The 13,003-nt window shown below is 37.0% G+C and carries 15 protein-coding genes; 6 read left to right on the forward strand and 9 right to left on the reverse strand.

What is annotated here, in order from left to right; genetic code table 11:
• Positions 1–39: 39 nt before the first annotated feature.
• Both EW028_RS19800 and EW028_RS19805 read right to left on the reverse strand, forming a co-directional pair.
• A complete protein-coding gene (locus tag EW028_RS19800) occupies positions 40–660 on the reverse strand; it encodes a thermonuclease family protein (protein WP_131522056.1) in 621 nt (206 codons plus the stop codon).
• Positions 661–793: 133 nt separating this feature from the next.
• Positions 794–2,533, reverse strand: a complete 1,740-nt coding sequence (locus EW028_RS19805; protein WP_131522057.1) for an ABC transporter ATP-binding protein — start codon at positions 2,531–2,533, stop codon at positions 794–796.
• 121 nt (positions 2,534–2,654) lie between these two features.
• Between EW028_RS19805 and EW028_RS19810 the strand changes: the two genes are divergently transcribed.
• The 3 genes from EW028_RS19810 to EW028_RS19820 are packed head-to-tail and all read left to right on the forward strand — an operon-like array spanning position 2,655 to position 7,419.
• Positions 2,655–4,085 (forward strand): ABC transporter permease, encoded by a 1,431-nt coding sequence (locus EW028_RS19810; protein ID WP_131522058.1) that lies wholly within the window; start codon positions 2,655–2,657, stop codon positions 4,083–4,085.
• A 13-nt stretch (positions 4,086–4,098) separates the two neighbouring features.
• Positions 4,099–5,595 carry an ABC transporter permease gene (locus EW028_RS19815; protein WP_131522059.1) on the forward strand — a complete coding sequence of 499 codons (1,497 nt, stop codon included), beginning with the start codon at positions 4,099–4,101 and terminating at the stop codon, positions 5,593–5,595.
• Positions 5,596–5,607: 12 nt separating this feature from the next.
• Positions 5,608–7,419 carry an ABC transporter substrate-binding protein gene (locus EW028_RS19820; RefSeq protein WP_131522060.1) on the forward strand — a complete coding sequence of 604 codons (1,812 nt, stop codon included), beginning with the start codon at positions 5,608–5,610 and terminating at the stop codon, positions 7,417–7,419.
• Between the two features lie 61 nt (positions 7,420–7,480).
• On the opposite strand, the gene EW028_RS19825 is transcribed toward EW028_RS19820, so the two are convergent.
• Positions 7,481–8,062, reverse strand: coding sequence for a phosphatidylglycerophosphatase A family protein (locus EW028_RS19825; RefSeq protein WP_131522061.1), 582 nt, complete (start codon positions 8,060–8,062; stop codon positions 7,481–7,483).
• Positions 8,063–8,175: 113 nt separating this feature from the next.
• On the opposite strand from EW028_RS19825, the gene EW028_RS19830 reads away from it, so the two are divergent.
• From EW028_RS19830 to EW028_RS19840, 3 genes are all read left to right on the forward strand, one after another.
• On the forward strand, positions 8,176–8,895 hold the full coding sequence (locus EW028_RS19830; RefSeq protein WP_131522062.1) for an alpha/beta hydrolase: 720 nt from the start codon (positions 8,176–8,178) through the stop codon (positions 8,893–8,895).
• 83 nt (positions 8,896–8,978) lie between these two features.
• Positions 8,979–9,494, forward strand: a complete 516-nt coding sequence (locus EW028_RS19835; RefSeq protein ID WP_131522063.1) for a YjcG family protein — start codon at positions 8,979–8,981, stop codon at positions 9,492–9,494.
• 3 nt (positions 9,495–9,497) lie between these two features.
• Positions 9,498–9,926, forward strand: a complete 429-nt coding sequence (locus EW028_RS19840; RefSeq protein ID WP_054549889.1) for a GNAT family N-acetyltransferase — start codon at positions 9,498–9,500, stop codon at positions 9,924–9,926.
• Between the two features lie 120 nt (positions 9,927–10,046).
• Here the strand turns inward: EW028_RS19840 and EW028_RS19845 are convergent, their stop codons facing one another.
• From EW028_RS19845 to EW028_RS19870, 6 genes are all read right to left on the reverse strand, one after another.
• Complete coding sequence (locus tag EW028_RS19845; RefSeq protein ID WP_004230969.1) at positions 10,047–10,295, reverse strand: stage VI sporulation protein F; 249 nt, start codon at positions 10,293–10,295, stop codon at positions 10,047–10,049.
• A gap of 130 nt (positions 10,296–10,425) precedes the next feature.
• Positions 10,426–10,599 (reverse strand): YjcZ family sporulation protein, encoded by a 174-nt coding sequence (locus EW028_RS19850; protein ID WP_004230967.1) that lies wholly within the window; start codon positions 10,597–10,599, stop codon positions 10,426–10,428.
• 65 nt (positions 10,600–10,664) lie between these two features.
• On the reverse strand, positions 10,665–11,024 hold the full coding sequence (spoVAE, locus tag EW028_RS19855; RefSeq protein ID WP_369700615.1) for a stage V sporulation protein AE: 360 nt from the start codon (positions 11,022–11,024) through the stop codon (positions 10,665–10,667).
• Between the two features lie 16 nt (positions 11,025–11,040).
• On the reverse strand, positions 11,041–12,036 hold the full coding sequence (locus EW028_RS19860; protein ID WP_131522064.1) for a stage V sporulation protein AD: 996 nt from the start codon (positions 12,034–12,036) through the stop codon (positions 11,041–11,043).
• The gene (spoVAC, locus tag EW028_RS19865; RefSeq protein WP_004230957.1) at positions 12,030–12,485 is read right to left on the reverse strand and encodes a stage V sporulation protein AC; all 456 of its coding nucleotides are present in this window, start codon (positions 12,483–12,485) and stop codon (positions 12,030–12,032) included. The genes EW028_RS19860 and spoVAC overlap by 7 nt, the downstream gene beginning before the upstream one ends.
• The gene (locus tag EW028_RS19870) at positions 12,486–12,890 is read right to left on the reverse strand and encodes a YhcN/YlaJ family sporulation lipoprotein (protein WP_227744986.1); all 405 of its coding nucleotides are present in this window, start codon (positions 12,888–12,890) and stop codon (positions 12,486–12,488) included.
• Positions 12,891–13,003 lie beyond the last annotated feature (113 nt).

The raw sequence follows: 13,003 nt of genomic DNA on the forward strand, positions 1-13,003 counted from the left end.
CTAGCTAAAATTAAAAGCATATAGTAAAGAATTTATAAATTATTGAACTATTTCAGGGTGAAAACCATCTTTTTGGAAGTAATCCTTATGTGACCAAATATTTAATTTTGCATTCTGAGCTTTTTGTTGAATAGCTCCAAATGCATCTTCAAATGTATTGTTTGGCTTATGAATATAACGTACAACTGCAAGCCCTTCGTTTAATAAAGATTCCTGTAATAAGACATCATCTACAAACACGTAGGCTAGAAGGCGATCATAATTGTCTGTTTCTGGTCCAACATCATAGACAGCTTCAATTTTATTAGCCCTTTCCAATAAATTGATCGTATACTCTTTTGCTTCTTCCGCATATGGCTGAGCGCCACCTTTGTTGTAATTCATTTCAGGAGTATCCACCATTAATAGACGAATTTTTCGTTTCTCACCATTAATTGTCGCCTGAATCGTATCCCCATCATATGCTTTAATATAGTCTATCTCAAAGCGTTTATTACCTGTTTTTTCTTCCACTTGTTCAATGGTAATAGTACCTTGCTGATCTGTAACTGATTTAGTATCTTGATCTTCCGCAGGTGATCTGCCAAATATCATGTACAATGCTACAGCCAAAATAATCGTACCACTTGTTATTAATGTTTTTATGTCTTGCATTTTCATGTAGTAGGCCCCTCACAACTAATCATCATTTCTTATACTTACGATTCGTATAAGTTGTGCACCTCATCATCAAGAAGATGACAAGTTACACGATGTTTCTATTGTAAAATATCAAGCTACTACATTCAAGCTATCATCTATTCACAGCTACCCAATGATTAGGAGTAACCTCTACTAGTTGACTATTTTCTACCTCATAACGTATTTTCACATCTTCTGCATGTTCAGCTTCATTATATTTCTGCTTCTCTATTGCAGGATCTGGAATAGGAATAGAACGTAATAATGCACGTGTATATGGATGTTGTGGGTTAGCGTATAGCTCTTCACTTTCTGCCAGTTCTACAATCTTTCCACCATACATGACGGCTACACGATCGCTGATATGCTTTACCATGGATAAATCATGGGCAATAAATAAATACGTCAATCCAAGCTTTTGTTGTAATTCTTTTAATAAATCAACAATCTGCCTTTGAATGGAAACATCCAGTGCCGATAAGGGTTCATCACAAACAATAAAGTTTGGCTCAACCGCCAATGCTCTCGCAATACCAATTCGTTGACGCTGACCTCCTGAAAATTCATGAGGATAACGCATGGCATGCTCTTTTTTCAAACCAACAAGTTCAAGCAATTCCTCTACCCGTTGTCGCCTCTCCTCATGTGTCTTCACCAGACCATGAATATCTAGAGCCTCGCCAATAATGTCTAAGATTTTTTTGCGAGGATTTAACGATGAATAGGGGTCTTGGAAAATAATTTGCATATGGCGACGCATTGCCTTTAGCTGTTTTTTCGATAGCCTTGTTACAGGTATCCCTTGATAGAGAACCTCTCCATTTGTAGGTTGATGAAGTTGAAGAATCGTCCTACCTGTAGTCGATTTACCTGAACCAGATTCACCAACCAAGCCCAATGTTTCACCAGGATATATATAGAACGATAAATCATTCACTGCTTTCAACGTTTGACCACGACCTAATGGAAATTCTTTGGATAGATGGGTCACTTCTATTAACGGCTTATGTCGATCGATACCTGGTTGAATAGTAGCAATCTCTTTTGGCTGCTTTTTCTCATGCAGTTTTGGTAAGGCATTCAATAATTTCTGGGTATACGGATGTTGGGCATTTGCAAAAATTTCTTCTGTTGTGCCCTGTTCAACTATTTCTCCTTCTTTCATCACTATGATGCGATCACACATACCTGCAACAACGCCTAAATCGTGTGTAATTAAAATAATAGACGTTCCCATTTTCTTTTGCATATCGCGCATCAATTTTAGGATTTGAGCTTGAATAGTAACGTCCAGTGCTGTTGTTGGCTCATCTGCAATAAGCAGTGAGGGATTACAAGCAAGCGCCATAGCAATCATTACGCGTTGACGCATACCACCTGAAAATTCATGAGGGTATTGTCGATACCGTTCTTCTGCATCTCTAATACCAACCAGTTTTAATAATTCTATTGTTTGTTGATAGGCTTCGGTTTTTGACATTGACTGATGCTTGATTAAACTTTCAGCCACTTGATCACCTATTCGAATAGTAGGGTTTGTGGATGTCATCGGATCTTGGAAAATCATACTAATATCTTGTCCACGTATCCCTTCCATTTGTTTTTCATTAAATTCAGTGAGTTCTTGCCCCTTAAACACAATTGAGCCAGATTTCAAAAATGAAGGTGGCGATGGTAATAAACGCATAATGGAGCGAGCCGTTACACTTTTCCCGCTTCCAGACTCTCCCACAATTCCTAGTGTTTCACCTTTATTTAAATGGAAGCTAACGTCCTTAACTGCTTCAAATTCTGTCTCCCCTGTGATAAAGGATACGCGAAGATTATTGATTTCTAAAAGCTTTTCACTCATTCGACCCATCCTTTTTAAAATTTGTGATTGACTTACTTTCAAGTATAATCCATACTTTACAATACTGATAGGAATTATACAATATAATGCTGAATATTTTATTTACGTTTGGAGGAAATGCATGGTTACTTCAAAAAATCATTTAAAACCCGAGAAATTTATTTTCTTTTCTACGGTTTATCAAAAACTAATGCATCAAAAGCCTTATCATCTACTTCTTTTTCTTTTTAGTATTTTAGTTCACCCTTTTACATACTTTATCTATCGGAAAAGGAAACTTTCAAACACTTATGATCAGGCTTTTGCATTGCGTAGTCAGTACTATATAGAGCATGGATTGGTTGCCCAGTGGCAAAAGGAATTTGAGCAACAAGAAATAGCAAAAGCTACATTTTTTAAAGAGGCTGTATTGGAATCACAAATTCAGCTCACAGCCAAGCACTTAGCTCAAAGGAAGCTTCAGCAGCAAGTGGATCAGGATTTACAAAAAGAGGACATACAACAACTATCCTATGCCCAATTTTTTAATCAGCAACTAACTAACAAACGTTTTGTGGCTCTTACCTTTCTACCAGCTGTTTTATTTTATGTAGTACTTATCTTATTTGCGAATCCATTTCTGCAATTTATCATTGAACGTATTTTACAAAGCTTCATTGTGATTGTTGGTGTGGCTACATTAGTGTTTACCATTTTATATTTATCACCTTTTGATCCAGCAAGAAACATACTCGGAGTTGAAGCAACACCTGTGCAAATAGAAAACTTTAATCGCATTCATGGTTTGGATCAACCTTATTTATCACAGCTATGGAACGCATTATCCGGTCTATTTACATTTGATTTAGGTACATCCTTTGCAGGTAAAGAAGATATCACACATAGCATTGCTACAAAATTTCCTGTCACTCTTGAAATTGCCGTATTGTCGTTGCTAATGGCTATTGCTATTGCCATTCCAGTCGGGATTATTTCAGCTGTTCGTCCAAACTCATATTTGGATTACACATTTATGTTCATTGCTTTAATTGGCTTATCCATCCCAAGCTTTTGGCAAGGTTTAATTTTTATTTTGACATTTGCTCTAAAGCTACAATGGTTTCCAGCTACCTATAATCCTCATAATTGGCTATCGCTCATCATGCCAATTGTCGTCTTAGGAACATCCATTACGGCATCTATTGCTAGGATGACAAGGTCAAGTATGCTTGAGGTGATTCATGAGGATTACATTATTACAGCAAAAGCTAAGGGCTTAAATGAATTCAAAGTGATTTCAAAACATGCCATTCGTAATGCTATGATTCCGATTATTACGGTGATTGGACTTCTTTTTGGAGGTATGTTGGGAGGCGCATCTGTAACAGAAAAGGTATTCAACATTAGTGGGATTGGTAGCTATATCGTCGATAAACAATTTATCCCTGATATTCCGGCCATTCTTGGCGGCGTTGTTTATATCGCCATCACCATTTCGATTGTCAATTTATTCATTGATATCATGTATGCCTTTTTTGATCCACGCATTCGCTCGAAAATGAAGAAGTCTTAAAGGAGGATCACCTGTGAAAAACATCTTACATGTCAAACTACTCTTGAAGATTACACAGGAATATGTCAATTCTCATTTTACTTTTGTCTTTTCCTTACTGTTTTCTTTACTATTTCTAGCCTATAGCTATAATTTTTCCAGCAATAGCTGGCGACCAGTGGTTCTGCTTCTTTTTGTTATTTATGCCATTATTACGGCATATGTTGCCTTCGTCAATTTACGAATTAAAAGGGATTTAGCAACGCATGGTGCCATTCAAAATAATACTCGAATGTTTGGCTATCCCCTTTTAATAACGATACTGTCAGGCAATATTTTTTCGACATCCTTTGCATTTATGCTTGTGTCAAAAAGAAAGACTGCAGAATATACTTTTGCTGCCTATGCCTTTATAACACAGCTATTTATCTTAGGTATTGCAGCATTGAATTTATTTAAGCCATATGTAACAGATACGTTTTTACTAGCAATGAGCGTTTTCCTAGTACTCTCGCTTCTTTATATCGTGATGGCCATTTTATGTACAAAGTATGTTACAGCAACTGAGGCACCTAAATGGATGCTTATTCCAGGTATTGTCCTCCTATTGGCGACTTTCACTGGTAATCTATTTGCGACTTTACTAGGATATAGCCTCATCCAAAAGGCTCGAAAAGCAAATCCATCTTCTATTGAGAAATGGCAAAAAATATGGGAGAAGATTTTACGCAATACAATGGCTGTTTTCGGCTTATTCTTCATTATTTTCATGTTCTCGTTATCCGTTACAAGTTCTTGGACTTTCGACTATGATTTCGCTACTGAAAATAATTATGGAGCATTGCTACAAATACCGACATTAGAATATCCACTAGGCACAGATAATTATGGTCGAGATTTATTTTCTCGTATTGTGTTTGGGGCACAAATATCATTAATCGTCGGATTTTTCTCCACGATTATCCCCGCAGTTATTGGGGGCGCATTAGGAGCATTTTCAGGCTATTATGGTAAATCCACTGATAATATCATCATGCGAAGTCTCGATATTTTATATGCCATTCCTGGGATATTGTTAGCCATTGCTATTATTGCTGCATTTGGTGCTAATACGGTAAATCTAATTATTGCACTTAGTGTTGGAGCCATTCCAACCTATGCCCGTACAATGCGGGCAAATGTTATGCAGCTTGCTAATTATGAGTTTGTAGAATCGGCTAGAGCTTTAGGTGCATCTGATGCAGCTATTATTTTCAAGCACATTGTCCCCAATTCTTTAGCACCAATGATTGTGAAAGCAACATTAACGATTGGCGGAGCTGTTATTTCAACAAGTAGCTTGAGTTTTTTAGGGCTTGGTATTGAGCCACATATTCCCGAATGGGGCAATATTTTAAAAGTTGGTAGTACGTACCTGGAAACACATTCATATGTCGCTATTTTCCCAGGTCTTTGTATTATGCTTCTTGTCCTCTCCTTTAATTTCTTAGGAGATGGTTTACGAGATGCTTTAGATCCAAAAACAAATTAATCGGAGGTAACTATGAAGAAATTACTTGTATTTTTATTCGTTGCAGTACTAGCTTTGGCTGGCTGTGTACAAACAAAAACTGACGTAGAAGGCGGTAAAGATTCAAAAGATAGTGACAAGAGCAATGACAAAATTGCCATTGAAGTATTAGGAATGGCAGCTTCTGAAGAAGACATGAACATTGTACGTGACCAATTAGTAAAAAATGGTTTTGATGTAAAGCTAAATATTCAACCAGATTACGGTTCTTTCTCTGCTCAAAAAGAAGCAGGTAACTATGACCTTGCTCTTTCAAGCTGGACGACAGTTACAGGGAACCCTGATTATGCTGTTCGTGGTTTATTTAAAACTGGCGGTGACTACAGTGTGGTGGCAGATTCAAAACTAGATGCGCTGATTGATGAAGCGAGCACATTGACTGGTGAAGAAGCAGCAGCTAAATATAAAGATTTAGAACAATTATTAGTATTCGATCAAGCTTATATTGCACCTTTATATATTTCCAATAAGTACCAAGGTATCTACTCTGAACTTGTAAACCCTAAAACAGTACTTTTACCAAAATCTCGTGCACAGGTCTGGGAAAAAATAGAATTTAATGATACATCTAAAAATGCAACAGAACCTTTAATTTTACACCAAACAATCAATTCTCTTACTTCACTAGACCCGATCAAAGGGAATGATGGTTCAATCAACACATTAAACACAAATATGTATGTTCGTCTTGTTAACTTAACAGACACTGATGAAGTTGTGTCAGATGGTTCATTATCTTATAACCATGTAATGGCTGAAGGTAATCAAGAATATTACTTCCTTTTACGCGATGATATTAATTTTGCAGCAGTGAAAGATGGTGCAGCTGTTGATACAGGTGAATTAGTGTCAGCTGAAGATGTAGTCTTCTCATTAAACCGTGCGAAAGACGCTAATTCAGTACCAGATCATCGTACTTACAGCATTCATGAAAACATTGAAACAGTCGAAATCGTTTCTGATTTAACTGAATTACAAAATAAAAAAGTAGCAGGCTCTGAGCAATCCGTTTTAGAAGCATTATCACAAAATCTACCTGCTTCTGTAGCGCAATTAGCAAAAGATAAAGGTGCTGTTAATAATGCAGCAGGTGCATACCAAGTTATTAAAATTACAACACCTACACCTTTCCCACAAGTATTAAACTATTTAGCCCACCAATCTGGTGGTATCGTATCTGAAAAACAAGTAACAAGTATTAATACGTATGATGTGGCTAACTACAACCCTGACAAGGACATTGTCTATGGTGATCAAGCTACTGTAACGGAAGGTTCAGCTACATTCAATAACCAATTATATGCAAGTGGTCCTTACATTTTAGTGAATAAAAATGATTATGAAGCACAGTTTGTGAAAAATCCTGCTTATCGAGCTGGCAGCGAATATGAGCCAAAAATTGCTAAAATCAATGTCCGTTTTATCTCTGATGTCGATAGCGCCCTATCTGCATTACGTAATGGTGAAATTCATGTTCTACAAACAGTACCAGAAACAAAACTGGATATTGTTAAATCAGATGCTAAACTAACATTAAACACGGCAGATAGTAATGCTGTGTCGTACCTACAAATGAATACATCTGGCCGTGCGGTGTCTGATTCAGCAGATTTACGTAAAGCAATTCTATACTCTATTAACCAAGATGAATTCATTAGCTATTATCAAGGCAATAAAAAACCAGCTGTATCCACAGTTTCTCCATTAATTGATACAGGTTTAAAACTTGAAGCAGACAGCGAAAAAGTAAAAGAATTTGTAAAAGCATATAATGATCATAAGTAATACAAAAAAGAGCCTTCTCAAAAAATTTGAGAAGGCTCTTTTTTAATGGAAGAAACTCATTTTATATTTCATTATGTGATTTTGGCTTTGGCCCTAGCTCTTCAGGTTCGATATCAGCAAATGTTTCGCCTTCCTCTTCTAAATCACGCATACGATGTGCAATACGTGAAGCCGCTGAAGCTGCTATACTAGCAACCAAATCATCTAAGAACGTGTTGACATGATGTCCAGGTTCTGTATCTAGTTTTTTGATAATCCCTATTTTTTGCTTGTCTAAGTGACCAAAAGTGGTAACGGCAATGCTGCCATATGTAAATACAGATCCTAGTGCAATTGTTTCGTCTACACCAAATAAACCTTCATCTGATTCGATAATTTGTTGTAGTGGTGAAGATAATAACTTCTTCTCTGCTAATTCATCTAATTCAATTCCTACTAATAAAGCATGTTGCACTTCTCGCTTACGTAATACACGTTCAACAGAATGAACACAATGCTCTAGTGTTAAACCTTCATTATAGGTTTTTTGCATTTCGTAAACAATTTCAGCGATATCCTCTATCGCTACACCTCTACGAATTAACGCGGCTTGAGCTGCCTTTGCTACTTCGTCAGAGTGCACACGAATACTTTTATTATGCATAATTAACCCTCATTTCGATTTTTATTGCTAGTATAATGCTAGCCCAACCTATTATACCTTTACTTACGTAATATGGTACAATTTTGTTACAAACACAAGAAGGAGTGTCATCATTGGATAAGGGAACAGTACAGGATTTAACATTTTACAGTGAGTCATTACAGGAAGAATTACAGCTCTATATTTATGTTCCTGCAAATTATTCTCCACTATATAAATACAATATTTTAATCGCATCAGACGGTAAAGATTATTTCCAGCTTGGTGGTATTACCAAGCTAGCTGATGAACTGATTGATGACTATGAAATCGAAAATTTAATTATTGCATTTGTTCCTTACAAAGACATAAAAGATCGACGTCATAAATATATCCCGAGCGGTGAGCAACATGAAGCCTATCTTCGCTTTTTAGCACATGAGCTAGTGCCGTATTTAGATCAGGAGTATGCCACTTACCAAATGGGTATGAGTCGTGGAGTGATTGGTGACTCTATGGCTGCTACTGCTTCCTTAATGGCTGCTTTAAAATATCCAAGTATCTTTGGCAAAGTCATACTACAATCCCCTTATGTAGATGAGGATGTATTAAAGGCTGTGGAAAATTTTAAAGATCCAGGATCTATTTCTATCTACCATATCGTCGGTAAAGGCGAAGATCAGGTTGTGACAATGGATAAAACCATCAAAGATTTTTTAACACCTAATCGTCAATTGCATGATCTCATGATAAATAAAGGGTTTACTACATTTTATGACGAGTTTGATGGCAATCATACATGGAAATATTGGAAACCAGACCTTCGTCGTGCATTAATTGAAAATTTCAATTAATATTAGGCGATTCAAATTACGAAAACTGAAATTTCTGTTATACTTAATGAGAAAAATTGTTTATTTTCGGGAGGTAATGGACTATGAAGTACGGTATTGTGGCATTTCCATCAAAAAAATTGCAAGATTTAGCGAATACTTATCGCAAACGATACGATCCTCATTATGCAAAGATTACACCGCATATGACATTAAAAGACAGCTTCGATGCGTCTGAAGAAGAGATTCAAACCATCGTCAAGCAATTAGATGAATTTGCTGCTAAATATGCACCTTTAAACATTCATGCATCTCGCATTAGTTCGTTTTTCCCTACAACAAATGCGATTTACTTCCGCATTGAACCAACAGAACAATTAGCAGCATTTCAACATGAACTTCAAGAAAAAATCCCTTATGGGGAAATGAAGCATGTATTTGTTCCACACATTACAATCGCTCAAAAAATGTCAGATTCAGAGCATGATGATATTTTTGGTCAATTACGCATGACAGGCGTTGATGAAAAAGATACAATTGATCGCATTCATCTTTTATATCAATTAGAAGATGGTTCATGGACAACTTACGAAACATTCCGTTTGTCTGGAGCTGAGTGATTGTTGTATAACGTTAAAATTGTTGAAACAAAGCAAGAACACGATGATGCCTTTGCTATTCGCAAAAAAGTATTTGTTGAAGAGCAAGGTGTTCCGCTTCATCTAGAATGTGATGCTGAGGATGCAACTGCAACACATTTCATTATGTATGATAACGATGAGCCTGTAGGTGCAGCACGTTTACGCAGTATTGACAACAATACAGCTAAAATTGAGCGTGTTTGTATTTTACAATCTCAACGCGGCAAAAAATTAGGCGCGTTAATCATGAAGGAAATGGAGAAGCATGCCATTTCCATCAATAAAAAAACCTTAAAACTTCATGCACAAAGCTATGCAATTCCCTTTTACGAAAAGCTAGGCTTTACAGTTACCTCACCTGAGTTTATGGATGCAGGTATTCCCCACCGTGCTATGGAGAAAAATATTTAATGAAAGGGTGTTACGATATTTATAATGTCGTAACACCCCTTTTTTATGAGACGAATTCGCTTGCCACCATTCATCTACTCTATCGTAACAAGCTGCATTGCCAAGTAGATATGCCATGCGCTACTTCATCATTCTAGTGATTTTATCGAAATCTAGTGATGCTCCATCTTGAATAATAGATTGTACTAATTTATCTTCTAACTCTTGCGTAATCGATCTGTTAGATATTTTAGCAACACGTCGTACAATTTTTCTTACTTGTTTTTCACTGGTAAAATCCGCATGTTGAATGGCATTGGCTAATGCGAAGATTTCATCCATCGATACACCTGTTTTTTGCTCAATCGAATTAAAAAACGAGCGATGCATGTTTTCCCTCCTATCATTAAAACTCAAAATGACCTTGCGTCTTGCACGAAACATTTCGCAAATGGTGGAGGCCTTAACTTTATTTAGAATTTCCTAAATAAAAGCTAAAGCCTTTATTATGTTCATCAAATTAGATGTAAGTAGCGCCAACAATAATTAATAGAATGAATAGTACAACAATTAGAACAAATGTAGAACCATAACCATAGTTGTTGTTGCCTCCAGAGTATCCTCCGCAGTAGCTATTGTTCCACCCACCAACGTTATTTCCGTACGGTTGTGAGCCCCAGCCTTGGTATCCCATAAAAGCACCCCTCCCTTCTACAACCTATAATATGTTTCGGTCGTAAAAATGGGAGGGGTATTCGTCTAGTCAATATTCCCTTTTGGTCTAAATATTAAGGCACCAATAAAGCCGAACACAATAGCAGCACTGATTCCTGAGCTTGTTACTTCGAACATGCCTGTTAATACGCCAACAAGTCCATGTTTTTCCGCCTCTGCCAAAGCACCATGTGTTAATGAATTCCCGAAGGATGTAATGGGCACTGTCGCCCCTGCTCCAGCAAAATTAATTAATGGCTCGTATAAGCCCATACCATCCAAAATCGCACCTACAACCACTAACGTACTTAGTGTATGGCCCGGTGTTAAATTACCAACATCCATTAATAATTGGCCTATGACACAAATAATGCCTCCAACAATAAATGCAAATACAAAAGTCATAACCATGTTTTTTGCCTCATTTCATCGTAATTTCTATCGCATGTGCTGTACATGGAATCGTCTCGCCTTGCTGATAGGATAGCGGAGATAATAACGCCCCCGTTGCTACTAGTAAAACTCGCTTATAGCTTCCTGCACGCATTTGTTGAATAACATAACTAAAAAAAACAGCTGCCGAACAGCCTGCTCCACTTGCACCAGATTGGAATGCTTCATCCTGTCCATAAAATTCAGCACCTGCATCACGTAATAATGAGAGCTCTTCATTTTTTACGCCATTTTCCACAAGCATACCTTTCAATAGCTTTAAGCCAAGCTGTCCCAAATCGCCTGTTAAAATTAAATCGTAATGATAAATTTTTTGATTTCTCTGTTGTAAATGAGATTGAATCGTCTGGAAAGCAGCAGGTGCCATTGCAGCACCCATATGGAAAGGATCATCCATACCATAGTCAACAGACTTGCCAATTGTTGCCGCTTCTATAGAAGGATATTCCTCGCGATGCTTCCCAATTAACGCATAACCAGCAGCAGTTACAGTCCACTGGGCTGTTTGCGGTTTTTGAGCGCCATAATTGATGGGGTAACGAAATTGGCGTTCAATTGCATTATGTTGACTAGAGGCACCTGCTAATGAAAAATTAGCAGCACCTAACTCAGTTAACAGACATGCAATAATGACTGAAGATACGGAAGTGGCACATGCAGAGAATAGTCCAATAAAAGGGATTTCTAAATCCCTAGCGGCAAAATTAGTTGGTGTCATTTGATTGACTAAATCTCCGCCCATTAAATAATTGATATCACCTTTTTGCACGCCCATTTTTTTCATAGCGTATTCACAAGCTTCTTCAATCATTTTGCGATGACCCTGTTCATTTGTTTTCATTTGCCAACGTTCATCATCATAAACGGAGTCAAAATACTGACTAAAAACACTCCGATTTTCTAAAGGACCCGCTACCACTCCACCAGCTAAAAGAGAGGGTTTCGATTGAAATACAATTACCATGAAACCACTCCTATCGTTACGAGGATATATTTAATGAGCGCTACAAAAAATGCTGACACTACGCCAAATAAAACAACTGATCCTGCTAATTTAAATAAATTTCCGCCAACTCCCAAGACTAGCCCTTCAGAACGATGCTCGATAGCTGCCGAAATAACAGCATTCCCAAAGCCTGTTACTGGAACTGCCGATCCAGCCCCAGCAAATTGACCAATTCTTTTATAAAGGCCAAGACCTGTTAATATCATGGCGAAAAATACCATCGTTGCAACAGTTGGATTTCCTGCTGTTGCCTCTGTAAAATTGAAGAAAATAATATAAAAAAGAGACACAGCTTGACCAATTGCACAAATAAAACCGCCAACGAAAAAGGCTTTTGCTACATTCTTTAAATAAGGGGGCTTTGGTGTAACATTTTGCTCTAACTGTTGATATTGCTCTTTTTCCATTTATGTCTCCTCCTTTGCAAGCTCTTTTAGTTCTGTAATTTTATCGCTTAATTTATTATCTTCCATCTGATCCTTTTTTATTTTATTGGCTTCATAAAAAATTTTGTAATCAGCGGAGACAAACACATCTTTGTTTGGATATTTCTCTTCAAATTTCTTTTGCAATTTTTTCTCTAACTTAGTTTTTTTCCACTTTTCCCATGGTTTAATTTGTACTGCAATAAGCATACTATCGTCATATTGGATAACCGTTGAGCGATCAACATAGTCTTCTTCTTTTATAAGGGTTTCGACTTCACTTTCATTTTGTGGAGACCCATAGACGATAAATTTTTCCTTTTCAGCACAACCATTTAACAGCGATAAAACAACTAAGAGAGGTAACGTCATTCCTAGTAGCCTCAAGTTTTACCCTCCTTTTCTTTACAGTTTCTCCACACATAAAAAAACTATTCATTCAAAGAAATACACAAAAGCCCGAGTCCAGTTTTCAAAAGTACATATTGTAGAAGTAGTAA

Origin of the sequence: Lysinibacillus sp. OL1 (assembly GCF_004332175.1) — a bacterium.
Taxonomy (GTDB): domain Bacteria; phylum Bacillota; class Bacilli; order Bacillales_A; family Planococcaceae; genus Lysinibacillus; species Lysinibacillus capsici.